The organism is Streptomyces sp. NPDC048481 (genome assembly GCF_043200075.1).
GTDB lineage: Bacteria > Actinomycetota > Actinomycetes > Streptomycetales > Streptomycetaceae > Streptomyces.
Genome location: NZ_JBICXC010000011.1, coordinates 183,134 through 207,488 on the forward strand (window position 1 = coordinate 183,134; position 24,355 = coordinate 207,488).

At 73.5% G+C, this 24,355-nt stretch carries 18 protein-coding genes; 12 read left to right on the plus strand and 6 right to left on the minus strand.

Features of this window, described 5'->3' with window-relative positions:
* Positions 1–163: 163 nt before the first annotated feature.
* Positions 164–2,302: a SpoIIE family protein phosphatase gene (locus ACGFSH_RS28405; protein ID WP_393353474.1), complete on the plus strand. Its 2,139-nt coding sequence runs from the start codon at positions 164–166 to the stop codon at positions 2,300–2,302.
* A gap of 82 nt (positions 2,303–2,384) precedes the next feature.
* Here ACGFSH_RS28405 and ACGFSH_RS28410 read toward each other — a convergent pair whose 3' ends face one another.
* Positions 2,385–3,851, minus strand: coding sequence for a S1 family peptidase (locus ACGFSH_RS28410; protein ID WP_393353476.1), 1,467 nt, complete (start codon positions 3,849–3,851; stop codon positions 2,385–2,387).
* A 758-nt stretch (positions 3,852–4,609) separates the two neighbouring features.
* On the opposite strand from ACGFSH_RS28410, the gene ACGFSH_RS28415 reads away from it, so the two are divergent.
* The 8 genes from ACGFSH_RS28415 to ACGFSH_RS28450 all read left to right on the plus strand — a co-directional run bounded on the left by ACGFSH_RS28415 (position 4,610) and on the right by ACGFSH_RS28450 (position 14,336).
* Positions 4,610–4,825, plus strand: coding sequence for a hypothetical protein (locus tag ACGFSH_RS28415; protein WP_062643340.1), 216 nt, complete (start codon positions 4,610–4,612; stop codon positions 4,823–4,825).
* Positions 4,826–4,911: 86 nt separating this feature from the next.
* Positions 4,912–5,718: an HlyD family efflux transporter periplasmic adaptor subunit gene (locus ACGFSH_RS28420; RefSeq protein WP_393353478.1), complete on the plus strand. Its 807-nt coding sequence runs from the start codon at positions 4,912–4,914 to the stop codon at positions 5,716–5,718.
* The gene (locus tag ACGFSH_RS28425) at positions 5,715–7,937 is read left to right on the plus strand and encodes an NHLP family bacteriocin export ABC transporter peptidase/permease/ATPase subunit (RefSeq protein ID WP_393353479.1); all 2,223 of its coding nucleotides are present in this window, start codon (positions 5,715–5,717) and stop codon (positions 7,935–7,937) included. Before ACGFSH_RS28420 ends, ACGFSH_RS28425 begins: the two co-directional genes overlap by 4 nt.
* Before the next feature lies 1 nt (position 7,938).
* The gene (locus ACGFSH_RS28430) at positions 7,939–10,791 is read left to right on the plus strand and encodes an NHLP bacteriocin export ABC transporter permease/ATPase subunit (RefSeq protein ID WP_393353481.1); all 2,853 of its coding nucleotides are present in this window, start codon (positions 7,939–7,941) and stop codon (positions 10,789–10,791) included.
* Between the two features lie 239 nt (positions 10,792–11,030).
* Complete coding sequence (locus ACGFSH_RS28435; protein WP_393353483.1) at positions 11,031–12,533, plus strand: MFS transporter; 1,503 nt, start codon at positions 11,031–11,033, stop codon at positions 12,531–12,533.
* Positions 12,534–12,721: 188 nt separating this feature from the next.
* Positions 12,722–12,922, plus strand: coding sequence for a hypothetical protein (locus tag ACGFSH_RS28440; protein WP_393353485.1), 201 nt, complete (start codon positions 12,722–12,724; stop codon positions 12,920–12,922).
* A 110-nt stretch (positions 12,923–13,032) separates the two neighbouring features.
* The gene (locus ACGFSH_RS28445) at positions 13,033–14,082 is read left to right on the plus strand and encodes an iron-containing redox enzyme family protein (protein WP_393353486.1); all 1,050 of its coding nucleotides are present in this window, start codon (positions 13,033–13,035) and stop codon (positions 14,080–14,082) included.
* Positions 14,083–14,126: 44 nt separating this feature from the next.
* Entirely contained in the window at positions 14,127–14,336 is a 210-nt protein-coding gene (locus ACGFSH_RS28450; protein WP_329415975.1) for a CDGSH iron-sulfur domain-containing protein, read from the plus strand.
* A gap of 308 nt (positions 14,337–14,644) precedes the next feature.
* Here ACGFSH_RS28450 and ACGFSH_RS28455 read toward each other — a convergent pair whose 3' ends face one another.
* Positions 14,645–15,079 carry a subtilase-type protease inhibitor gene (locus ACGFSH_RS28455; protein WP_393353487.1) on the minus strand — a complete coding sequence of 145 codons (435 nt, stop codon included), beginning with the start codon at positions 15,077–15,079 and terminating at the stop codon, positions 14,645–14,647.
* Between the two features lie 357 nt (positions 15,080–15,436).
* On the opposite strand from ACGFSH_RS28455, the gene ACGFSH_RS28460 reads away from it, so the two are divergent.
* Both ACGFSH_RS28460 and ACGFSH_RS28465 read left to right on the plus strand, forming a co-directional pair.
* On the plus strand, positions 15,437–16,015 hold the full coding sequence (locus tag ACGFSH_RS28460) for a hypothetical protein (protein ID WP_393353488.1): 579 nt from the start codon (positions 15,437–15,439) through the stop codon (positions 16,013–16,015).
* A gap of 100 nt (positions 16,016–16,115) precedes the next feature.
* Positions 16,116–17,285 carry a lactate 2-monooxygenase gene (locus ACGFSH_RS28465; RefSeq protein WP_393353489.1) on the plus strand — a complete coding sequence of 390 codons (1,170 nt, stop codon included), beginning with the start codon at positions 16,116–16,118 and terminating at the stop codon, positions 17,283–17,285.
* A 424-nt stretch (positions 17,286–17,709) separates the two neighbouring features.
* Here the strand turns inward: ACGFSH_RS28465 and ACGFSH_RS28470 are convergent, their stop codons facing one another.
* The 4 genes from ACGFSH_RS28470 to ACGFSH_RS28485 all read right to left on the minus strand — a co-directional run bounded on the left by ACGFSH_RS28470 (position 17,710) and on the right by ACGFSH_RS28485 (position 22,845).
* Positions 17,710–19,344 carry an RICIN domain-containing protein gene (locus ACGFSH_RS28470; RefSeq protein ID WP_393353491.1) on the minus strand — a complete coding sequence of 545 codons (1,635 nt, stop codon included), beginning with the start codon at positions 19,342–19,344 and terminating at the stop codon, positions 17,710–17,712.
* Between the two features lie 479 nt (positions 19,345–19,823).
* The gene (locus ACGFSH_RS28475) at positions 19,824–20,201 is read right to left on the minus strand and encodes a toxin Doc (protein ID WP_256914368.1); all 378 of its coding nucleotides are present in this window, start codon (positions 20,199–20,201) and stop codon (positions 19,824–19,826) included.
* Between the two features lie 3 nt (positions 20,202–20,204).
* Positions 20,205–20,450 (minus strand): hypothetical protein, encoded by a 246-nt coding sequence (locus tag ACGFSH_RS28480; RefSeq protein ID WP_329415966.1) that lies wholly within the window; start codon positions 20,448–20,450, stop codon positions 20,205–20,207.
* A gap of 154 nt (positions 20,451–20,604) precedes the next feature.
* Positions 20,605–22,845, minus strand: a complete 2,241-nt coding sequence (locus tag ACGFSH_RS28485; RefSeq protein WP_393353492.1) for a glycoside hydrolase family 9 protein — start codon at positions 22,843–22,845, stop codon at positions 20,605–20,607.
* Between the two features lie 727 nt (positions 22,846–23,572).
* Here ACGFSH_RS28485 and ACGFSH_RS28490 point away from each other — a divergent pair.
* Entirely contained in the window at positions 23,573–24,148 is a 576-nt protein-coding gene (locus ACGFSH_RS28490) for an isochorismatase family protein (RefSeq protein WP_393353494.1), read from the plus strand.
* Positions 24,149–24,355 lie beyond the last annotated feature (207 nt).

The following is a 24,355-nucleotide window of genomic DNA, read 5'->3' on the forward strand; positions in this document are numbered from 1 at the left end:
GGCGGCCGTACCCCTGTGCGCGCTTCGGCCCAGGGGGCATGACAACGCGCCGACGGGGTACGAGACGGCACCCGGCGGGCGCGCCGCTCGCCGTGCGCGCCGCGTCGCCAGGGGGCAGATTTGAGGCCTGACCCGCGCGGCGCCGGGCGAGGAGGTGGTCGCCGTGCCCGAGCAGACGTCCGGCCAGGCGCCGGCCGCCTCGTGGGCCCCGGTCGGCCGGCCCCTGCTCTCGCTGGCGCTGACGTCCATGATGGACGCCGTCGGCGCCCACTCCGGTGCGGTGTACCTGCGTCCGGGCGACGAACCGGTGCTGGCGATGGCGGTGATGGCGGGCCTGCCGCGGTCCTTCGCCGCGCCCTGGGAGCGGGTGGGGCTGAGCGCGCCCATCCCGGTGGCCGAGGCGGTGCGCGAGCGGCGGCTGGTGTGGGTGGGCGGCCAGGAGGACATGGCCCGGCGCTACCCCCGGATCGCCGTCGTGCTGCCCTATCCGTTCGCGCTGGCCGCGCTGCCGGTGGCGACCGCCTCCCGGGTGTACGGCGCCGTCTTCCTCACCTGGCCCGGCTCGCACCCCCCGGAGCTGTCGGACCTCGAGCGCCGCGAGCTGACGTCGGCCTGTGAGCGGCTGGCGCTGCGGCTGGAGCGGGCGGCGGCGCACCACCGTGCCGTGCTCGCCGAGGCGGACGTCCTGGACACCGGGCCGCTGGGCGGCGCCTCGCAGACGCTGGGCTCGCTGGAGGCGGCCCGGATGGTGGCCCGGCTGCCGTACGGGATGTGCTCGCTGGATCTGAGCGGGCGGGTGGGCTTCGCCAACGCCGCCGCGTCGCAGATGCTCGGCGTCCCGGTGAGCGGGCTGCTCGGATCGCAGTTGTGGGCGAGCGTGCCGTGGCTCAACGACCCGATGTACGAGGAGCGCTACCGGGCCGCGCTGATCAGTCAGGACGCCACCTCGTTCGTGGCGCTGCGGCCGCCCTCCGACTGGCTGTCGTTCCGGCTGTACCCGAGCACCACCGGGATCAGCGTCCGGATCAGCCGGGCCCGGGCCGTGTCGGAGATACGGCCCGCCGGCCCTCGCCCGGGGGACGCGCCGACCCGGCTCGTGTCGATGTCGCAGGCGCTGAGCATGGCCGGGGCGCTCACCGAGACGGTGAGCGTGCAGGACGTGGTGGCGCTGGTCGCGGACGAGATCGCGCCGGCGGTGGGCTGCCGGGCCCTGGCCCTGCTCGGCGCGCGGGCCGGGCGGCTGCATGTGCTCGGACACCACGGGTATCCCGACGCGCGCACCGTGGAACGGTTCGACGGGATGCCGCTCACCGCCGCGACCCCGGGCGCCCGTGCCGTCGCCCACGGGGTGCCGGCGTTCTTCGACTCCCGCGAGCACCTGGAGCGCCTGTACCCGGCGCGGCACGCCACACCGGACGGCTTCGCCGCCTGGGCCTACCTGCCGCTGATCGCCTCCGGCCGTCCGGTGGGCGCCTGTGTGCTGGCCTACGCCGAACCGCGACGGTTCTCCACGCACGAGCGCGCGGTGCTGGCGAGCCTGGCGGGGCTGATCGCCCAGGCTCTGGACCGGGCGCTGCTGTACGACGTCAAGCACCAGCTCGCCCACGGGCTTCAGGCGGCGCTGCTGCCGCCCTCGCTGCCGTCGCTGGCCGGCCTGGAGGCGACCGCCCGCTATCTGCCCGCCACACGGGGCATGGAGATCGGCGGCGACTTCTACGACCTGGTGCCCTCGCCCCCGCTGGCGGCGGCGGTGATCGGGGACGTGCAGGGGCACAACGTGACCGCGGCCGGGCTGATGGGGCAGATCCGCACCGCCGTGCGCGCCTACACGACGGTGGGACAGGAGCCCGGCGAGGTCATGCGCAGCACGAACCGGCTGCTGATCGACCTCGGCTCCGAGCTGCTCGCCAGCTGTCTGTACCTGCGCCTGGACCCCGCCCGCGGCCGGGCCGTCATGGCCCGCGCCGGGCATCCCCCGCCGCTGCTGCGCCGGCCGGACGGGCGGGTGCGCGTCCTCGACCTCGCGGGCGGCCCGCTGCTGGGCATCGACGACTCGGCGACGTATCCGACGACGGAGGTCGAGCTGAGCCCCGGCTGCGTCCTCGCCCTGTACACGGACGGGCTCATCGAAACGCCGGGGGTGGACATCGAGGACGCGGTCGCGGATCTGGGGCGGCGGCTCGGCGCGGCCGGGGACCGTCCGCTGGCGGAGCTGGCCGACGAGCTGGTGGGGCACTACGCGGCGGCTGAGGAACGGATCGACGACGTGGCGCTGCTGTTGCTGCGGCCGCGGGCCGACTGACCTCGGGCGGCCGCCGGGCCGGGCTCCGGCGCACGAACGGCCCGGCCCTCCGCCGAGGGCCGGACCGTTCGGTGACGCCGGGTCAGTGCGAGCGGTTCACACCCGAACCGTCCTGCTGACCGCCGCCGGACTGGTTCTGGTTCTGGTTCTGGTTCTGGTGGCCGCCGTCGCCCGTCTGGTTCTGCGCGTCGCCGGCCCCGTTCGCGCCGCCGTCGCCCGCGGCCTGGCCGCCGCCCTGGATCGCCTCGCCGGTCCGGTCGTCGATGCCGTCGCCGTTCTCGTCGACCGCACCGCCGTTGCCCGCGGCCTGGCCGCCGCCCTGGATCGCCTCGCCGGTCCGGTCGTCGACGCCGTCGCCGTTCTCGTCGACCGCACCGCCGTCGCCCGCGCCGGCGCCGTTGCCGGCCCCTCCGGCGTTGCCCGCGCCGCCGTCGCCGAGGGTGGCGCCGACCGCGGCCAGCGCGGTGGTCACCGGCTGGAAGAACGTCTCGCCGCCCGCGGTGCAGTCGCCGCTGCCGCCCGAGGTGAGGCCGACGGCCTGGCCGTCCTGGGTGAAGAGCGAGCCGCCGCTGTCACCGGGCTCGGCGCAGACGTCCGTCTGGATGAGGCCCGTGACGGTGCCCTCGGGGTAGTTGACGGTGGCGTCGAGGCCGAGGACCTGGCCGTCGTGCAGGCCCGTGGTGCTGCCCATCCGGAAGACCTGCGTGCCGACCGTGGCGTCGGCGGCCTGGTTGATCGCGACGGTCTGCTGACCGGTGTCGACCTCGCTGGGCGCCTGGGTGTTGGCGTCGTCGTACTTCACAAGCGCGAAGTCGCCGTCGCCGGGGAAGGTGGCCTGATCGACCGTGGCGATCGGCGCGCCGTTCTGGGAGTCGGACCACTGCTTGGCCGCGACCCCGCAGTGACCGGCCGTCAGGAAGGCCGGGGAGCCGTCGCCCGCCGTCACGTTGAAGCCGAGGGAGCAGCGCGCTCCGCCGCCGAATATCGCGTCGCCGCCGGAGACGAACGGCTTGAGGGCGCCGGAGGACTTGCGGATCGTCGCCATGCCGGAGCCGAGGCTCTTCACGGTGGACTCGATGCGGCTCCACTTGGCGCCGGTGACGGTCGAGTCGGCGGTGACGAGGATCTTGTTCGTCTTCGGGTCGACGGCCCAGGAGGTGCCCGGGATGGTCGCGCGGGTCTTCAGCGTCCGCGCGGCCGCCTTGAGTTCGGCCGGGCTGTTGTCCACCTGACGGACCTTGGCGCCGGCCTGCTCCGCCTGCGCCAGGACGTTGTTCCCCGCGCCGGAGACGTTCACGACGTTGACGACCAGCTGCTTGGCGGCGGCGTCGTAGTAGGCGCCGGCGAAGGCGTCGCCGAGCTGCTTCTGAAGCTGGGAGGCGAGGTCCGAGGCGTTGCCCGCCTTCAGGGTCTTCACCGAGGCGGCGCCGCCGGAACCGCCGTCCTGAGAGGCGTTGGCCTGGGGAAGGAGGATGGCCGCCGCTCCGAGCGCCGCCACACCGCCTGCCGCGACGATGGCCTTGCGCTTCGTAACTCGCTTGTGACTCAAAAAACTCGACCTCCTGGGGGGCGGGGTCTGGCTGCCGGGGGTTCGGCAGCTCCGTACAGCGGCGCCTGGTTGGCCATCAGTACGCGGCCGGCGCGCGGCGCGTTCAATCGCGTTTGCCAACTTCCTTTGCACACCACCGAATCGGCCATGCCGGGGCGAAGGCCGGAGCGGTGGATTCCGGCCCCAGGGCGCGGACCGGGCGGTCCGGCTGTCCGGATCCGTGCGGTGGCCGCCCGTCCGCGCCCCCTCCGCGCCCCCTCCGCGCGTCGGCCGCCGGCCGCCGACGGGATCGCAGGCGCCGTCCGGGACCCTTCGTATCCGGCCGGGCACGCTCCGTCGACGATTCGAAGCGGAATCCCCACTTCAGGGAATCTGCACATCGAATGCCCAAGCAGGTCACGGTGAGCGGGGGTTCTGCACAATTGCGCGGCGGCCGCCGTGCCAAAGGTGCGCGAGTGTCCGATTCGCCGCGAGAGCGGCCCGCGCTCATCCGGGCGAACCCGGCCCGTGGTGTGAAGATGTCGCCGACAAGGCGTGGGCGCGCCTGCACCGTTTCTCGCTCCTGTGACGCAAGTGCCCAGGTGAGAGGTGGGTTTGATTGGAAGCGCCGGCCGTGGACCTGCTTTGATCCATCGCATCGCAGGGCCGCAGCGGTCTCCCGGAGACAGGAGGCCCGGGCCCCGCGGTCGCGGCCGTCGTCTGTCCCCAGAGGGGGCCGCTCCCCCTTATGAGATATCCATGTGAAGGGAAGTTCCCCCATGAACTCCACCCCCCAGGTTGAGACCGTCGAGATCTCCGACGCCGAGCTGGACAACGTCTCCGGCGGTCTGTCCCTGAACGCCGTCGGCACCGTCACCGGCCTGGTGGACGGCGTTGCCCCGGTCTCCGGCCTGGTCAACACGGTCGTCGGCACGGTCGAGGGTGTCACCGGCCTGAACACGGCCCCGGTCACCAACCTGGTCGCCGGTCTCTGATCGCGCCCTGTGTGACCCCCGCGAGTCCCGGAGCCCTCACCCGGCTCCGGGACTCGTCGGCGTCCTGACACTCCCGGGGGAAGTCCGTGCAGTTCCGCCAACAGGCCCTCGCCAAGCTCCAGTCACCGGAGGAACTCGACCTGCCGGTGCGTTTCGCGCGCCCTCAGGGCTGGCTGGTGCTGGCCGTGACCGTGGTCGGCGTCGCGGCCGCGTCCGTGTGGGCGGTGACCGGTTCGGTCGCCTCCACGGTGAGCGCGCCCGCCGTCCTCACCCACGGGGAGGGCAGTTACATCCTCCAGAGCCCGGTGGCCGGCCAGGTCACGGCCGTGCTCGCGACGGAGGGCCGCCGGCTGCCGGCCGGCGCCCCCGTGCTGAAGGTGCGCACGGCGGACGGCGACACCGTGGTGCGCACGGTCGCCGCCGGCCGGGTCACCGCCCTCGCCGCCACGATCGGGCAGATCGTCTCCACCGGCGCGAACGTCGCCGCCGTGGAGAAGGTCGCCGACGCCGACGACCCGCTGTACGCGACGGTGTACGTCCCCGCGCCGGAGGCGGCCTCCGTCCCGGTCGGCGCGCCCGTCGACCTCACCGTGCAGACCGTTCCCTCCCAGGAGTTCGGCGTGCTGCGCGGCCATGTGAAGTCCGTGGACCGCGCGGCCCAGTCGGCGCGGCAGATCTCCGCCTTCCTCGGCGACAGCCAGCTCGGCGAGCAGTTCACCGAGGACGGCCGTCCGGTGGCCGTGCTGGTGCGTCTGGACCGGTCCGCGTCGACGAAGAGCGGCTACCGGTGGTCGTCGGCGCAGGGCCCGCCCTACGCCCTCGCCTCCATGACCATGGCCACGGGTTCGATCCGGCTGGCCGACCAGCGTCCCGTCGACTGGCTGCTGCCATGAGCACCGACGAGCGCACCCGCGGCCGCCGCCGGGCCGCGCCGCCCCGGCGCACGGTCCCCAAGTCCTCGGCGAGGAAGGTCCGCACGCCCACCGTGCTCCAGATGGAGGCCGTGGAGTGCGGGGCGGCCTCGCTCGCGATGGTCCTCGGCCACTACGGCCGGCACGTCCCGCTGGAGGAGCTGCGCATCGCGTGCGGCGTCTCGCGCGACGGCTCGCGCGCGAGCAACCTGCTCAAGGCGGCCCGGGGTTACGGACTGACGGCCAAGGGCATGCAGATGGACCTGGCGGCCCTCGCCCAGGTGACGGCCCCGGCCATCCTGTTCTGGGAGTTCAACCACTACGTCGTCTACGAGGGTCTCGGCCGGCGCTTCGGCCGCCGCGGCGTGTACGTCAACGACCCCGGCAAGGGGCGGCGGTTCGTGCCGATGGAGCACTTCGACGGCAGCTTCACCGGCGTCGTGCTGGTCCTGGAGCCGGGCGAGGGCTTCGAGCGGGGCGGACGCAGGCCGGGCGTGCTGGGCGCGATGCCGGCCCGGCTGCGCGGGACGGCGGGCACGATGCCGGCGGCCGTGCTGGCGAGCCTGCTGCTGGTGCTGGTGGGCGCCGCGGTGCCGGCGCTCAGCCGGACCTACATCGACATGTTCCTGATCGGCGGCCAGACCTCCCTGCTGACGGTGCTGTTCACGTCGATGGGCGCCTGTGTGGCGCTCACCGTCGCCCTCACCTGGCTCCAGCAGGCCAATCTGCACCACGGCCGGATCATCTCCTCGACGCTGTCCAGCGCCCGATTCCTGCGCCATCTGCTGCGGCTGCCGGTGACCTTCTTCTCGCAGCGCAGTCCGGCGGACCTCGTCCAGCGCCTCCAGTCCAACGACGCCGTCGCCGAGACGCTGGCCCGTGACCTCGCCTCGGCGGGCGTGGACGCGGTGGTCGTCGTCCTGTACGCGTTCCTCCTCTACACCTACGACCCGCAGCTGACGTACGTCGGCGTCGGCGTGGCGCTGCTCAACGTCGTCGCCATGCGGATCGTCGTGCGGATGCGGGCGACGCGGACGGCGAAGCTGCGCGCGGACAACGCGCGGCTGACCAACACGGCTTACACCGGGCTTCAGTTGATCGAGACGATGAAGGCGACCGGCGGCGAGGACGGGTACTTCCGCAAGTGGGCCGGGCAGCACGCCACGACGCTGGAGGAGCAGCAGCGCCTCGGGGTGCCGAGCGCGTGGCTGGGCGTGGTCGCGCCGACGCTGGCCACGCTCAACAGCGCGCTGATCCTGTGGATCGGCGGCATGCGGGCGATCGAGGGCCACATCTCGGTGGGTCTGCTGGTCGCCTTCCAGGCGCTGGTCACCCGGTTCACCGCGCCGCTGACCCGGCTGAACGGCGTCGCGGGGCGGATCCAGGACTTCGCGGCGGACGTGGCCCGGCTGAAGGACGTGGAGAACTTCCGCTCCGACCCGCTCTACAACCGCCGCGCGGGCTCCGACTCCACCCGGCGGCTGCGCGGTCACGTCGAGCTGGAGAACATCGCCTTCGGCTACAGCCCGCTGGACAAGCCCCTGCTGACCGGCTTCGACCTGACGGTGGGGCCGGGGCGGCAGGTGGCGCTGGTGGGCGGCTCCGGCAGCGGCAAGTCGACGGTGTCCCGGCTGATCTCGGGGCTCTACACGCCGTGGGAGGGCGTGATCCGCATCGACGGGCAGCGTCTGGAGGACATTTCGCGTGGGGCGCTGGCCTCCTCGGTCTCCTTCGTCGACCAGGAGGTGTTCCTGTTCGAGGGCACGGTCCGCGACAACGTGGCGCTGTGGGACCCGTCGATCCCGGACGAGGCCGTCGTCGAGGCGCTCCGGGACGCGGCCGTCTGGGACGTCGTCCAGCGCCGGCCCGGCGGAATCCACAGCAGGGTGGAGCAGGACGGGCGCAACTTCTCCGGCGGGCAGCGCCAGCGGCTGGAGATCGCGCGGGCACTGGTGCGCGGGCCCAGCGTCCTGGTCCTGGACGAGGTGACCAGCGCGCTGGACGCGGAGACGGAGCAGACGGTGATGGACAACCTGCGGCGGCGCGGCTGCGCCTGCGTGGTGATCGCCCACCGGCTCAGCACGGTGCGCGACAGCGACGAGATCGTCGTGCTCCAGCACGGCACGGTCGTGGAGCGCGGCCGGCACGAGGAACTGGTGGCGCGCGGCGGTGCGTACGCGGCCCTGGTCAGGGAGCGGTGAGATGACGGCCGGATCCGTGGACGACGTCGTCGTCGGCGCGCTGGGACAGCTGGGGGCGCGGATCGACTGCGCCGGTCTCGGCCGCCTGGACCTGGAGGGCCCGCAGGTGCTGTGGCTGGTCGCGGCGGGCGCGCTCGACCTGTTCGCGGTGGACGCGGAGCAGCAGGGCCACTGGCATCACCTGGGCCGTCTGGAGGCGGGCTCCCTGCTGCTGGGCCCGGTGACCGGCCCCCGGCACACGCTCGTCGCCCGTCCGTCGCGCGACTGCGCGGTGCACCGCGTCGGGCTGCGCGAGCTGTACGAGCCGGCGGGCACGCAGACCTGGTCCTACGACGAGTACGGCAACCCGCGGTACGTGCCGCCCGCTTCGAGCCCTCTGGAGTACGCGCTCGCCCTCGGCGTGGGCCGCGGCCTGTCGGTGCTCTTCCAGGCGCCGATGGCCGCCGAGCGGGCCGCCGAGGGCGGGGGCGCGCCGGGGCGGGCGCCCGGCGGCACGGGGGACGACGACGAGGTGTTCTGGATGCAGGTGCCGCCGGGCAGCGTGCAGTACGGCTCGCTGTACGGCGCGGAGGCGGCCGCCGACCTGCTGATGGACCCCGGCGTGTGGCAGTCGGTGGTCGACCAGCAGTACCGGCTGCTGACCGCGCTGGACCGCTGGATCGAACAACTGGAGCGCAGCCACGAGACGCGTACGGCCGCCGGGATCAAGGCGGGTGAGACGGTCCGTGCCCAGGCCGACCGGACGCTGCTCGCGTCGATCGGCGGGAAGGCGGACCGGCGCACGACGTCGGCCGACGCCGACGCCACCTTCGCGGCCTGCCGGCTGGTGGCCCGGGCCGCCGGGATCACCCTGACCGAGCCGTCCCCGACGGGCGCCGACGGTGACCGGCTCGATCCGGTCGAGCGGGTCGCCCTGGCGTCCCGGGTGCGTGCCCGCGCCGTCCGCCTCGACGGCCGTTGGTGGCGGGACGACCTGGGTCCGCTGGTCGGGCGCCGGGCGCTGTCCGGGGCGCCGGTCGCACTGCTGTGGCGGCGCGGCGGCTATGTCGCCGTCCATCCGGCGACCGGGCGGGAGACGCCGGTCGAGAAGGCCAACGCGGCGGAGTTCGAGCCGCGGGCCGTGATGTTCTACCGGCCGCTGCCCGAGCGGAGCCCCGGCCCGCTCGGTCTGCTGCGGTTCAGCATGCGCGGTACGGGCTCGGACCTGACCAACCTGCTGATCAGCGGGTTGGTGACGGTGGCGATCGGGGCGCTGGTGCCGATCGCCACGGGCAAGGTGCTCGGCGAGTACGTGCCGAGGGCCCAGCGGGAGCCGATCGTGCAGGTGTGTCTGGCCGTGATGGTCAGCGCCGTGGTGGCGGCTGCGTTCATGCTGCTCCAGAACCTGACCATGCTGCGCATGGAGGGCCGGATCGAGGCGACGCTCCAGCCCGCGGTGTGGGACCGGCTGCTGAGGCTGCCGACGAAGTTCTTCGCCGAGCGTTCCACGGGCGAGCTGGCGAGCGCCGCCATGGGTGTCAGCGCGATCCGCCGGCTGCTGGCGGGACTCGGTCCGTCGGTGGCGCAGTCGGTCACCGTGGGCGCCATGAACCTGGGGCTGCTGCTCTGGTACAGCGTGCCGATGGCGCTGGCGGCGATCGGGATGCTGACCGTGGTGGCCGCGGTGTTCCTGGGCCTCGGGCTGTGGCAGGTGCGCTGGCAGCGGCGGCTCGTGGTGCTCTCCAACAAGCTCAACGACCAGGCGTTCCAGACGCTGCGCGGGCTGCCCAAGCTGCGGGTGGCGGCGGCCGAGAACTACGCGTACGCGGCCTGGGCGGCGCAGTTCGCGCGCAGCCGTGAGCTTCAGCAGCGGCTCGGCCGGATCAAGAACCTCAGCACGGTGCTGGGCGCGGTGTACCTGCCGTTGTGCTCGCTGCTGATGTTCATGCTGCTGGCCGGCCCGGCCCGCGGCGCGCTGTCCGCGGCGGACTTCCTCACCTTCAACACGTCGATGACGATGCTGCTCACCTCGGTGACGTCGCTGACCGGCGCGTTCGTGTCGGCGGTGGCGGCGCTGCCGCTGTTCGAGGAGATCCGGCCGGTGCTGGAGGCGACCCCCGAGGTCCGCACGGCGAGCACCCGGCCGGGCCGGCTGACGGGCGCGCTCGAGGCCCGCCGCCTGTCGTTCCGCTACTCCGACGACGGTCCCCTGGTCCTCGACGACGTCTCCTTCGAGGTGCGGCCGGGCGAGTTCGTGGCGATCGTCGGCCCGAGCGGCTGCGGCAAGTCGACGCTGCTGCGGCTGCTCATCGGCTTCGACCGGCCGGTCTCGGGCAGTGTGCTGTACGACGGCCAGGACCTGGCCGCGCTCGACCAGTCGGCGGTGCGCCGCCAGTGCGGGGTGGTGCTCCAGCACGCCCAGCCGTTCACCGGCTCCCTGCTGGACGTCATCTGCGGCACGGAGGCCTACACGCCCGAGGAGGCGATGGCGGCGGCCGAGATGGCGGGTCTCGCTGAGGACATCGCGCGCATGCCGATGGGGCTGCACACGATCGTCTCGGGCGGCGGCTCGGTCTCGGGCGGCCAGCGCCAGCGTCTGATGATCGCCCAGGCGCTGATCCGCCGGCCGCGGATCCTGTTCTTCGACGAGGCGACCAGCGCCCTGGACAACGAGACGCAGCGCACGGTCATCGAGAGCACCCGCAAGCTGAACGCCACGAGGATGGTCATCGCGCACCGCCTGTCGACGGTGCTGGACGCCGACCGCGTCATCGTGATGGAGAACGGCAGGATCGCTCAGCAGGGCCCGCCCGCCCAGCTCCTCGCGGACACCGGCGGGCGACTGCACGAACTGGTCCGGCGCCAGCTGACCTGATCCGCTCCCGCCCGGCCGGGCCCGCGGTCGACGCCGTTCCCGGCGCCGGTCCGGCGGGCCCGCCGTGCCATGCCCTCCCCCGCCGCCCCGGCACGGACTCGTCCGGCCGGGGCGGCTTCGCGCGCGCAGGCCGGGGCCACTAACGAAACTTTGCCGTTTCGCTGAAACTGGTCTAGTCTCGATGTGTACGAAACAGTTTCGTTCAAGTCCTCCGCCCCGCGTTCCTGGAGTGGTTTCCCATGCCTTCTAAGACCTTGACGGACGGCACCCGCACGGGCGCCGCACAGGAGCCGTCCACGGCGTCCACCAGAAAGTGGTGGATCCTCGCGGTCGTCGCGCTCGCCCAGCTCATGGTGGTGCTGGACGCCACCATCGTGAACATCGCCCTGCCGTCCGCTCAGGCCGACCTCGGCTTCTCCGACGGCAACCGGCAGTGGATCGTCACCGCGTACGCGCTGGCCTTCGCCTCCCTGCTGCTGCTCGGCGGCCGCATAGCCGACCTCTTCGGCCGCAAGACGGCCTTCCTCGTCGGCGTCGTCGGCTTCGCCGCCGTCTCCGCGCTCGGCGGCGCGGCCACCAGCTTCGAGATGCTGGTCACCGCCCGCGCCCTCCAGGGCGCCTTCGGCGCCCTTCTCGCACCGGCCGCCCTGTCGCTGCTCAACACCACGTTCACCGACGCCAAGGAGCGGGCCAAGGCGTTCAGCGTCTACGGCGCCATCGCCGGCGCCGGCGGCGCGGTGGGCCTGCTGCTCGGCGGTGTGCTGACCGACGCGCTCGACTGGCGCTGGACGCTCTACGTGAACGTCGCGATCGCCGTCGTCGCCTTCGCGGGCGGCTGGGTCCTGCTCTCCAACCACCGCGACGCCGCCAACTCCAAGCTCGACGTGCCCGGCACCGTCCTGGTCGCCTCCGGACTGTTCGCCGTGGTCTACGGCTTCTCCAACGCCGAGACGCACGACTGGGGTTCGCCGCTGACCTGGGGCTTCCTCATCGCCGGCGGGCTGCTGCTCGCGGCCTTCGCGTGGTGGCAGACGCGCGCCGCGCACCCGCTGCTGCCGCTGCGCATCCTCTTCGACCGCAACCGCGCCGCCTCCTTCCTCGCCGTGCTCATCTCCGGCGCCGGCATGTTCGGCGTGTTCCTCTTCCTCACCTACTACCTCCAGCTCAACCTCGGCTTCAGCCCGACGAAGACGGGTGTCGCCTTCCTGCCGATGGTCGGCGCGCTGATGGTGGCGGCGCAGCTCGGCACGACGGTCCTGGTGCCGCGGGTGGGTCCGAAGGCGGTCATCCCGCTGGGCTTCGCCGTCGCCGGAGTCGGCATGGCCTGGCTCACCGGGATCGACGTCGGCTCGCACTACCTGAGCGCGGTGCTGCCGCAGCTGATCATCACCGGCCTCGGTCTCGGCCTGGTCATGCCGCCCGCCATGCAGATGGCCACCGGCGGAGTGGCGGCCGAGGACGCGGGCGTGGCCTCCGCCACCGTCAACGCCATGCAGCAGGTGGGCGGTTCCATCGGCACCGCGCTGCTGAACACCCTCGCCGCGAGCGCCGCTACCGACTACCTGGCCGGCAAGGACCCGACGAACAAGCTGGTCCAGGCGCACGCCACCATCGAGAGCTACACCACGGCCTTCTGGTGGTCGGCCGGGTTCTTCGCGGCCGGCGCGGTCATCGCGTTCGTGCTGTTCCGCCGCGGTGTCCCCGAGCAGGACGCGGACGCGGCCCCGGTGGTCCACATGTGACGGGTCCCGGGAACCGGACCGAACCAGGCACGAGCGGGGCCGCCGTCCACCGGGGACGCTGGCCCCGCCGCGTCGTCCCGGCCCTCCCCCCACCCGCCCGCGGATCCGAAGCGGGCGTGACGCAGGCGACTGCGCGCCGGGTGCGCACGTGCCGCGTGGAGCGGTCCGGGCCTGGGTACTCGCGGGCCATGACCGAGCACGAACAGCAGCAGCACGACGACGGCCAGGAACGTCCCAGGACCGCGCTGGAGGAGGTCCTGCGTGAGATAGAGGACGCCGAGACCCACCCCGACGAGCCCGACGGCGAGGACCACGGGCACGGCTCGGGCGAGGCCGCCGACGCCCTCACCACCAACCGGCGGGCCCAGGAGGAGTCCGAGGGCGACTGAGCCCGGACCCCGCAGGCTGGCGGGCCGCGGGCGGGGCCCGCCGCACCCTCCGGGACGGGTGCGTCGCACGTCGCAGGGGTGGCCGAGCGGGTGCGGGGTACCCGGCCCGCATGGCACACGACCCCCAAGGACCACGGCTGCCGGCCGCCCGCGGCCCGGTCTCCGCAGCGGTCCGCGCGTATCTGACGGACACGGGCCCGCTCCCGGCCGCCGAGACGGTCGCCGCCGCGTCCCCCTACGGCGACGATCTCCAGCTGGCGCTGTATCTCTGCTACGAACTCCACTACCGCGGTTTCGCGGGCGTGGCCCCGGACCGCGAGTGGGATCCGGAGCTGCTGCGCGTGCGGGCCGCGCTGGAGCACCTCTTCCTGACCGCCCTGCGCGAGGACACCCCGGTGCACGCGGGCGTCGACGAGGCGCTCGCGGACCTGCTCGTCGAGCCGGTCGACGGCGCCGGCGTCAGCCACTTCCTGGCAGGCGAGGGCGAGCGGTGGCAGGTGCGCGAGTACGCGGTGCAGCGCTCGCTGTACCACCTCAAGGAGGCCGACCCGCACGCCTGGGTGCTGCCGCGGCTGTCGGGCCGGGCCAAGGCGGCGATGGCGGCGGTGGAGTTCGACGAGTGGGGCGGCGGCCGCGCCGACCGGGTCCACGCCCAGTTGTTCGCCGACCTCATGACGGACCTCGGCCTGGACACCGCCTACGGCCGCTATCTGGACGTGGTGTGCGCCGAGACGCTGGCCACGGTCAACCTGATGTCCCTGCTCGGGCTGCACCGGTCTCTCAGGGGCGCCCTCGTGGGCCATTTCGCGGCGGTGGAGATCACCTCGTCGCCCGGCTCGCGACGGCTCGCCGAGGCGATGCGCCGGACGGACGCCGGCCCCGCCGCGGTGCACTTCTACGACGAGCACGTCGAGGCCGACGCGGTGCACGAGCAGGTCGTACGGCACGAGGTGATCGGCGGGCTGCTCGCCGACGAACCGCATCTGGCGGCCGACATCGTCTTCGGACTCGACGTCACGGGGTTCCTGGAGGACCGTCTCGCCGACCGCCTGCTCGCGGCCTGGCGCGAGGGCGAGTCCTCGCTGCGCCCCGCACCGGGCGAGCCCGCGGGCACAGGGAACGCCACCCGCCCGGAATCCGAAGCGGCCCATGCGCGCTGAGCGCCCGACATCCGACGAGAACGAGGAACTGGTGGTGGTCGTCCGTGCCGAACTCCCCTGCTGACAGGCCGTGCCGCATCAGCGTCCAGCGCCGGGGCCCCTTGCTCGTCGAGGGCCCGGTCGAGGTGGAGCTGGAGGACGGCACCACCGTCTCCTCCGACCGCTTCCGGGTCGCCCTGTGCACCTGCCGCCGCAGCCGCCGCTACCCCTGGTGCGACACGAGCCACCGGGACCGCGAGCGCAAGCCGTCCTGACCGCCTGATCGCCTGCCTCCGTCCGCCCCGCTCACCGGCCAGGGCAACGCGGGACGGCAGCGCGGCCGCCCCGCGGGAACGCCCCTGGGAGCCGATCCGGTCCACCGGCCCGGCACGCACGGCGCCGCCCCGGGGCCGGCCAGTCGGCCCCGGGGCGGCAACGCGATGATCCCGGAGGCCGGCCGGGGGCCCCACTCCGCCCGTCCGGCCTCCGGGTACGAGATCACGGCGGTCCCTCGCGTAAGGGGCTCGCACTCCCCACTTCACGAGCCTCTCTCGGCGTCCACGGGGACCGCATGATCCCGGTCTCAGAACGCGAAGAGGCTGCTCACCGCAGCGTTCTTCACGCATTCGTTGGCGAAGGCGCGCTCGAAGGCGACGCGCTTGCCCTGCCACACGCCGTTGACGGTGACGACCACCGGGTCGTACTGCTTCGTACACATGGCGCCGCCAGGACCCGCCAGCAGGTCGAGGTCGCCGCCGGCGGCGCGCAGTTCGGCGCAGGCACGGGCGGCGGCGGGGTGGGTGCCGGACGGGGTCGGGGCGCAGTTGAGGGTCACGGCCCGGGCCACGTCGACGGTGGCGGCGCTGTCTCCGTGGCCCACCGTCAGCACGAAGGCCGAGGGGGCGTAGAGGGAGGTGGGCGCTGCGGCCGGGGCGGCGAGGGCGGGTCCGGTGAGGGATCCGCAGACGGTGACGGCCGTGAGGCCGAGGGTCGCTGCCCAGCGCGCGGTGTTCCGCATTGTGTGCATCCTTCCGCTCGATTCGGGGGTGTGCCGGCCCGGCCCGATCGGTGCCGGACGCGGCGAGCGCGAGTCTGCCTAGTCCGCCGCCGAATCTCACATCGACCCCATGGGTTTCAGTAACCTTGCGTATTGAATCAGTGGCGTGAAGTCACGGGATTCGAACGTTCCAACGCCTCAAGCAAGCGCTTCGTGATCTCTTCGGTCCACTCGATGACCGGTTTTCATAGCTTCGTTAATCGGCCTGAAACATTCCGCTCCACGCCTCCCGGTCCGCCCGGCGTCTGCGTGTTCCGCCCTCGGCGGACTTCTTCGTGACCCCTTGCGTTCACCGACCAGCGGAGTAATCGTCATTACATGATTACGAGCGGGCAGAACGCGAAGCTGAGAGGCTGGTTCGCGGGCCGGCTGCCCGACGGCCTCTTCGAAGAACTCACCGAGGTCACGGCCGACCGCGAGGAGATCACCGTCGTCGGACGCATCGCCGCCCCTCGGCTGGCCGAGGACGCCCCCGACGCCGAGCGGAGGGCGGCCGTCGACGCCCGCATCCAGGAGTTCCGCGACCGCACCCGCGAGACCCGGACGGCCGTCGCCCGCGACGCCGAGCACCGCTTCCGGCACAAGGTGTCCTGGGGCGTGGTGTGCGACGGGGAGCGCGCCCTGTTCACCCATGTCGCGGCGCCGGTGATGACCCGGCTGCGGCAGCCCGAGCGCCAGGTGCTCGACACCCTCATCGCCGCGAGCGTGGCCCGCAGCCGCAGCGACGCTCTCGCGTGGTGCGTGCGGCTGGTCCAGCGTCACACCGACGACTGGCTCACCGAGCTGCGCGAGTCCCTCGAATACGTGCAGCGCGTGCGGGCCCAGGGCCCCGACGCGGCCCCCGGCCCATCCGCGGCGGCCGCGGAATCCGACGACGGCTCCACCGACCGCGGATGAGCGCGGCAACCGCTCCCCGCCGCACGCGTACCCGCCGGTATGGTCGCCCTGCCCCTGCGACGCGGGGCGACCACGCGACGGCGAGAGGCGGCACGGACGGATGGCCAGGCACTGGGCGGACTTCCAGTACGAGATCTATCTGAACGGCACGACGGGCGCGGTCCCCCGGCTGCCCACCGACCTGACCCGGCTGGAGGAGCTCACCGAGCGGCGCCTCGGACCGGGCCCGGTCGGATACGTGGCCGGCAGCGCCGGGGACGGCAGCACGGCACGGGCGAACCGCGCCGCTCTGGAGCGCCGCCGGATCGTGCCGCGCATGCTGCGGGACGTCGGGGACCGGGACCTGTCCGTCGAGGTGCTGGGCCGGACGCTGCCCGCGCCGCTGGCGCTCGCACCGGTCGGCGTGCTGTCGATCATGCACCCCGAGGCGGAGTCCGCCGCGGCCCGGGCGGCCGCCGCGCAGGGCGTGCCCTTCATCCTGTCGTCCGCGTCCAGCACGCCGATCGAGCAGGTCGCCGAGGTCATGGGGGACGCCGAGCGCTGGTTCCAGCTGTACTGGTCCAAGGACCGCGAGGTGACCCGGAGTTTCCTCTCCCGGGCGAAGGCGAGCGGGTTCCGCGTGCTCGTCGTCACCCTGGACACTCCGCTGCTGGCCTGGCGGCCCCGCGACCTGGACCAGGCGTATCTGCCGTTCCTGCGCGGCGTGGGCACCGCCAACTACTTCACCGACCCGGCGTTCCTGGCGGGCCTGGCCAAACCGGTGCACGAGGACCTGGACGCGGCCGTCCTGCGCTTCGTCGGGTTGTTCGCCGACCCCGAAAAGACCTGGCCGGACCTGGCGTTCCTGCGGGAGAACTGGGACGGCCCCATCGTGCTCAAGGGCGTGCTGCATCCCGACGACGCCCGGCTGGCCGCCGACGCCGGGATGGACGGCGTCGTCGTCTCCAACCACGGCGGCCGCCAGGTCGCCGGCTCGATCGCGGCGGCCGACGCGCTGCCGGAGGTGGTGCGGGCGGTCGGCGACCGGCTGACCGTGCTGTTCGACAGCGGGGTGCGCACCGGAGCGGACGTCTTCAAGGCGCTCGCGCTCGGCGCGCGGGCGGTGCTGCTGGGCCGCCCCTACGCGTACGGGCTCGGCCTGGACGGCCAGACCGGCGTCGAGCACGTGATCCGCTGCCTGCTCGCCGAGTTCGACCTCACCCTCGCCCTGTCCGGACACGCCACCCCGACGACGGTGGGCCCGGCAGACCTCGCCGGAACCCCCGCCTGACACCGGACGAACACCCGCCACCGTCTCCCCGGCACCGGCACCCGCCCTGCCGACCGGACGCGCTCGCGCCGCCCGGCGGTCAGGCCGTGCCGGTGACGGCGCGAACGTCCGTCGCCGTCTTCCCGGCGCCCCCGTCTGCCCTGCGGGCGGACGCGGTCGTACTGGTCAGGGATAGCGAACCGGGCGTCGGCGTCTCCTTGGCGCCCGCCCCGGCGCCCGGACACGGTCGTGCCGCCGCCCGGCGGTCAGGCCGCACCGTCCGGAGGCCGACCGGCCGCGCCGACGCGTCCGTGCCCGTCTCGGCGCGAACGCCCCTCGCCGTCTCCCCACCCGCACCCTCCCCCTGCCCCGCCGGGCGGACGCGGTCGTGCCGCATCCCGGCCGCCGGGCTGTAGGGCAACGGCGCGACGCCCCCGCCCGGCCGTCAGGCCGTGTCGTCCGGGAGGCCGATCGGGCGGGCCGAGGGCGGGGCGTCCGTGCCGGTGACCGCGAGCGAACCGGGCGTCGCGGTGGTGACGTCGGTCAGCCAGTGCTGGGCGCTGGAGTGGTCGCGGACCTTGACGACGACGTCGGCGCCCGCGTCCTCGCCGGCCGGGGCGAGCGCCAGCGCGTCGTCCCAGCGGGGCAGCAACTCGCCCTGCACGGTGAGGTCGTAGCGGACGTCCTCACCGCGGGCGTCGGAGGCGTCGGCGCACGCGCCGAGGATCACGACCCCGGCGTCCGCGTGCGAGTCCACGCACAGGTCGGAACGGGCCGCGCTGCGCAGTTGCCCGTCGTCGCCGTACGACCACGCCTGCGTCTGCGCGGACGAGCAGTCCGCCATCTGGACGGCGGCCCCGGCCCGCGCCTCCCCCCGGATGTCCAGGCACAGGTCGGTGGCCGCGTTGCGCAGCCTGGTCTGCCGGGGCGGGGCCGGCAGCTGGGCGGTGCCCGGGGCCCCCGGCGAGGCGCCGGCCGTCTGCGAGTCGGTTCCGGGGGCGCTGCCGCTGGTGGAGGCGGCGGGGTCGGCGCCGCCGTCGTCCGACCACATGCCGGCGGCGAGCAGCGTCGTCAGCAGTCCGGCCGAGGCCAGGCCGACGCCGGTGAACAGCGCCCGCGGCGAGGGTCCCGCTCCGGACGCCCGGCGGCGCGGCGAGGGAATGCGGGCGAGCAGACCGCCGCCCCGGCCGCGCGTGCCGCCGCCGCGATGGCGGGCGGAGCCCTTGAGCCGGACGGTCTGCTGTCCGGTCCGCCCGGGGCGGGTGTCGTGGTAGCGGCGTGCGCCCCAGCCGAGCACGGCCTCGGCGAGCAGCACGCCGAGGCCGCTCTCGAAGTGGCCGAGCTGCTCGGCGGCGGAACGGCAGTAGCGGCACTCGTCCAGGTGCTGCCGCACGTCCGGCAGCAGTTCGCCGCCGCGGCGGATGGGGACGTCGAGGAGCCGGTTGTAGAAGCGGCAGTCCTTGCTCGGTGCGAGTTCGCGGTGGGCGCGCACCACGCCCTCGCGGAGTTTGTCGCGCGCCTCGTCGAGGACGGCGGCCACGGTGTCGGCGTCCATGCCGAGCAGCCCGGCGGCGACCGTGACCGGCTCGGCCTCGACCTCCACGTGCCACAGGACGCAGCGGGCCACCGCGGGAAGCCCCTGGAAGGAGCGCTCAGCCAGCACCCGGTTGTCCGGGGTCATGGACTGCGAGGTGCGCATGCCCCGGGCGCCCGCGGGCTTGCGCAGCACGGGCAGGACGCCGGACAGTCCCTCGTCGGCGGACCACAGCCGGGCCGTGTCCCGCACCGTCACCAGCAGCCGGGGGCGCAGTGCGGTGCCCGGCTCGCCCAGCTTGAGCCGGTCGAAGACCTGGTGGAAGACGGCCGTGGTGAGCATGGACGAGGCGCTCCCGGAGGAGGCGAGGCAGATGACCGCGTAGTCGTGCACCGGACGCCAGTGCCGGGCGATCAGCATGGCGGTGGACTGGGCCACCTCGCTGTCCGTGCCGCCGCGTGTCCCGGCGGCGAGAGTCTCGTCGGATTCTCCGGGTCCCCCACCGGGCGGGGGGTAGGGCGGAAGGGGAGGCTGAGGGGTGGGCACTGAGCGAATTCCTTTGGTACGTACCTGTTCGGTGCGGCAGGGAGCGGGAATTCGCCTCCGCCGACGAACGCAGGGGGCCCGGCCATGACCCCCGCACGGGTGCTTCACCTTTGCACAACCAAGTCGGGCACAACAAGGCGGCTACTGAAGCCACGCTTATTGATGGAATGTCGATAAGCAAAAACCCGCTCAGAGCCCTGCGGCGCGCCTTTGGGCGTATCGGTGCGGCCCTGCCGAATTCCGGCCCGCGCCCCGTGTGAATCACGCGCACCCGGCGAAGGCCCGCGCACGCTCCCGCCGTACCGGCCCGCGTAGTTGGCTGGAACCGGCCACTTCCTCGGAGGCCCCGCGCAGGACGGCGGCTCTCCTGCGCGAAACGGCCGCCGGCCCTGTTCCTCCCGCCCTGGGCCGGCGGCCCGAGAGGCATGTCGCGCGCCTCCGGCGGCGAACGTCTCCCGGCCGTCCCTCGCCTGTATCCGCTATATCTGCCAGGACCTCAGACGGTCGGCCGCTCCGTAGACGTCGGTCTTGCCGTCGAGCAGGTCACGGGCGAGGTCGACGAGCGCGCCGTACGGCGGGTCGATGCCGACGCCGCTGGTGAACATGTACGCCACCGCCGTCGCGCAGGCGAAGCGGGCGTTGGCCGAGGGCAGCGGTCTCAGCAGGGTGAGCGTGTGCAGCAGGGCGGCGGCCCGCCAGGCCGGGTCGGAGTCCACGCCGAGCCGTGGCGGGTCGACCCGGTGCCGGGCCACGGCGGCGACGAGAGCGGAGAAGTCGTTGACGGTGGGCTGCTCGGGCAGCACCTCTTCGTGGCGCTGGAGCAGCCAGGGCACGTCGATATGGATGACGGGCGTCATCGGTCAGGCGACCCGCCCCTCGCTCCGGACCGAACGTTCGTCGTCCGGGAAGGCGGCGGCGAATTCGTCGGCGTGGGAGGCGAAGAACCTGCGGAACGCCTCCGCGCCCTCCTGAAGCGCCCGGTGCCGCGCTATGTCGGCCGCTGCGGCCTCCCGTACGAGCGCCTTCATCGACGTGCCGCGTTCCTTGGCGATCTGCCGCAGGTCCTCCAGCTCGCGATCGCTGAATTCCACATTGAGGGCTGGCATGTCCTTCACGGTACCGCGCGGGTACTTACCCGTAAATATCGCCAGGTCACGCCGGTGAGCGCGCGGTACCGCAAGGGGTTCGTACGGGCCCGTCCGGGCCGGTGCCGTCCGGGCCCGTGCCTTTCGGGCGGGCCCGGACGGGGGCGGGGCGGGGTTACCCCTGGTCGGCCACGAAGGACGCCATCCGGGCCAGGGCCGCGTTCCAGTTGATCGCGGTCTCGTTGGTCGACCACGACTGGATGTCGTCGATGTAGCAGAACTGCCCGACGCAGCCCTGGAGCTTGGACTGCGCGTAAGGGTCCTGGATGTCCGAGTTGGCTCCGCCGGCCAGGGTCCCCGCCGGCGGCGACGGCAGCTTCGGGTCGAGCTGGTGGGCGTACCAACGGCTGTGCTCGTGCTGGGCGTTGACCTCTCCGTAGCCGGTGACGTACGAGATGTTCAGCGCGTTGCGGCCGAGGATGTAGTCCATGCCCTGCACGGCGGCGTCACGGTACTTCGAGGCGCCGGTCACGTCGTAGGCCGTCGCGAGGACCACGGCGTTGTTCAGCACCTGGTGGCTGGAGCCCCAGTCGTAGCGGTTGCCGTCCGGCGCGTAGGGCATGCCGTACGGCTGCGAGGCCAGGGCCGCCAGGTACTTGTCGGCGCCCCGCACCACCGAGCGGCGGACCTTGTCGCGCCCGGGGAGCTTGCTCGGGACGAGCGCGAGGTCGAGTCGCCCGGCGGCCGCCGTGCGGGCCCAGTCGAACCCGTTGGCGCCGAAGACGTCGGCGGTGTGCTGCGGCGAGTTCAGCACGTGGTCGGCGTACCGCTTCTCACCGGTCGTCAGATACAGCTCGGCGGCCGCCCAGTAGAACTCGTCGGTGACGTCGTCGTCGTTGTAGGCGCCGCCGCCGGTGCCGTCGGCCGCGTCCGCGTACACGTCCGGGTGGGCGAGTGCCGCGGTCCAGGCCTCGCGCGCGGCCGACAGCGCCTTCGCGGCGAAGGCCTTGTCGTAGGGCCGGTACAGGCGGGCCGCCTGGGCCGCCGTCGCGGCCAGGTTGAGGGTCGCCGCGGTGGTCGGCGGGTGCAGCTCGCGCTGCTGCGGGTCGTCGGCGGGCAGCAGGGGCAGACCGGTCCACTGCGCGTCGTGGATCTTGTGATGGGCCATGCCGGCGAGCGGCTGCCCGTCCGGCACCTGCATCTTCAGCAGGAAGTCCAGCTCCCAGCGGGCCTCGTCGAGGACGTCGGGCACACGGTTGCCGCTCTCGGGCAGTGCGAGCGTTGCGTCGCCGAGCTTCGCCGGACGGCCGGTGCGGGCGACGAGGGAGCGTTCGTAGGTGCTGAGCAGTTCCCAGGCGGCGATCCCGCCGTTGACGACGTACTTGCCGTGGTCTCCGGCGTCGTACCAGCCGCCCGAGACGTCGAGACGGTAGTCGCACTCGCCCGTCCGGCAGGGGACGCTCGTGTCACCCAGGTTGGGGGCGACGCCCACGTGACCGGCCGCCCTGCCGTAGCCGGGCCGCAGGTCGTCGCGGATCGCGATGCCGCTGCGCTGCGTGTAGTAGTACTTCACCGCGTCCAGGCGCAGCTGCTCGTAGGCGGCCGCGCCGATGTCGAACGGCCGGCTGGTCTCGCCGTCGGCGACCAGCGTGAACCCGGTGCCGCGCTTGCGGTAGGCGCCGAAGTCGATGGTGTGGACCTTCTGCCCGGACGAGGCGTCCAGTCCGCGCGGCACGCTCCAGCCGTGCGCGACCGTCGCCCCCGCGCTGTTCTTCAACTGCCAGGGCAGCTTCGCGGCGGCGTCGGTGACGAGGGTGGCGTTCTTCGGCCCGGCGGGCAGATAGGCCACCTGGTTGACGCGCACGCGGGGCCCGGTGTCGGGCTCGTACACCTCGGGCGGCACCCCGCCCAGCAGCGAGACGTCGTCCACGCAGAAGCGCCACGGTTCGGCGCTCCCGCCGACCTGGAAGGCGACCTGCGCCTGGGTGCTGTCCACCGGCGCGGTGAACGTGTAGGAGTACGTGTCGCCGGCCGGGTCCAGCACCGGGCTCGCCTCCTGCCAGGTGTCGTACGGGGCGACCGCGAGTCCCACGATCGCCCGCACCGCGTGTCCCTCGGGCACCCCGGAGGCACGGAACGAGAAGCGGTACGTCGTGCCCTTGACCAGGGTGATGTCGTTCTGGCCGATGGCGGAGTCCCACCGGTTGACCGTGCCTGCGGGCACGTCCGCGCACAACTGGCCCTCGGTGAGGGCGGCGCCGACGTTACTGGTCCACCAGGGGTCGGCGGTCGCGTCGAACCCGCCGTTCCTGACCTGCTCGGCTTCTTCGGCCCCCGCGCTCTGCACGGGCAGCGCGGTGAGCGCCGCGCCCAGCAGGGCCGCGAGGGAGAGCAGGGCCGTTCTGCGTCGTTTCACGTCCAGGCTCCTCGGTGGGGGGCGGGACACTCCGCGCGAGATCCGTACGCAACGCGTGGGAGCGCTCCCAAAACGAGTTCGCAGGATATAACCGCGGCGCGCCCGTGGGTAGTTGACGGAGCGAAGCTCTGTGACGGATGTGCGGTGCGGAAGCCGGGCGCGGGCCTGCGGGACTCGGCCCCCGGGACGCGGGCGTGCGCCGGGGTTGGGCGCGGGCCCGCATCACACAGGGCTCGGGGGGGGCCGCAGCGCACGGAACTCGGGAGGGGGTCCGCGGGCCGAGCGCCTCGACAGGCAGGCGGGGGCGACGAATGCGTCCGGTGCGCCGAATTCTCGCTCGCCCCCGAAGAGCGGGACGGCCCGGACGGGAAATCAGGGTGACCGCACGGTCACGGAGCGAGCACGACCCCGCGGCGGCCTGCGGATTCCCGCCCGTCAGGTTCCGGCGCCCCACTTGCCGCATTCCCGCTTTCCCGCTGTCGGGAGTTCCCGGGATTGCAGACTTTCGAGCTGTCGGGAGTTCCCGGGATATCGGCCTCCGGGCTTTCCCATCCGCGCAACGCCTCTCCGGACTTTCCGGATTCCCGGTGGAGCGGGCGGTGCGTGGGGCGGTGCGTTGGGGCCGGGGGCTCGGGCAGGGCCGTTGTCAGTGGTGCGTCCTAGGGTGGGTCGTCCGAGGACCCGCGCCCGCGGGTGCGCGCGCGCACCCGCCGAACAGGAGGTCATCATGACCACGCTGCCCGACCGGCCCCGCACCGCCCTGCTCGTCGTCGACGTCCAGAACGGCGTGGTGGCGGGCGCGCCCCGCAGGGACGAGGTGATCGCCAACATCGGCGTCCTCGTCGACGCGGCCCGCGCACAGGACGTGCCGGTCGTGTGGGTGCAGCACTCGGACGCCCAGCTGGTGTCCGGCAGCGAGGACTGGCGCTATGTCGACGAGTTGGTCCGCCTGGAGTCGGAACCGCTGGTCCACAAGATCTACTCCGACTCCTTCGAGGACACGGAACTGGAGTCGGAGCTGGCGCGGCGCGGGGTGGGCCGGCTCGTCGTCGCGGGGGCGCAGACGGACGCGTGCATCCGCGCCACCCTGCACGGCGCCTTCGTACGGGGCTACGACGTGACGCTGGTCGGCGACGCGCACACCACGGAGGACCTGACCGCGTACGGGGCGCCCGCTCCGGAGCAGGTCCTAGCCCACACCAACATGTACTGGTCGTGGCAGAGCGCGCCCGGCCGCAGCGCGGGCACGGTGGACACGGCGAAGGTGACCTTCGAGCCGGCCGGGACGGCCCCGGCGAACTGAGCCGCCCGGCGAAGAGGCCCGTGCCGCCGGTCGTGCCGCCGTGCTCGGGGGCAGGTGCCGGCCCGATGCTCCGGTCGCGTGGGCGACGCGGCCGCCGAGTGCCCGGGGTCCCGTCGCGGCCGGTCCCGGCGGAACGTCCGGTTTTGACCCTTGACCCGGTGGGGAACCCGCCGTCCGACCGGCCCCAGGGGGTTCTCGTCCGCGCCC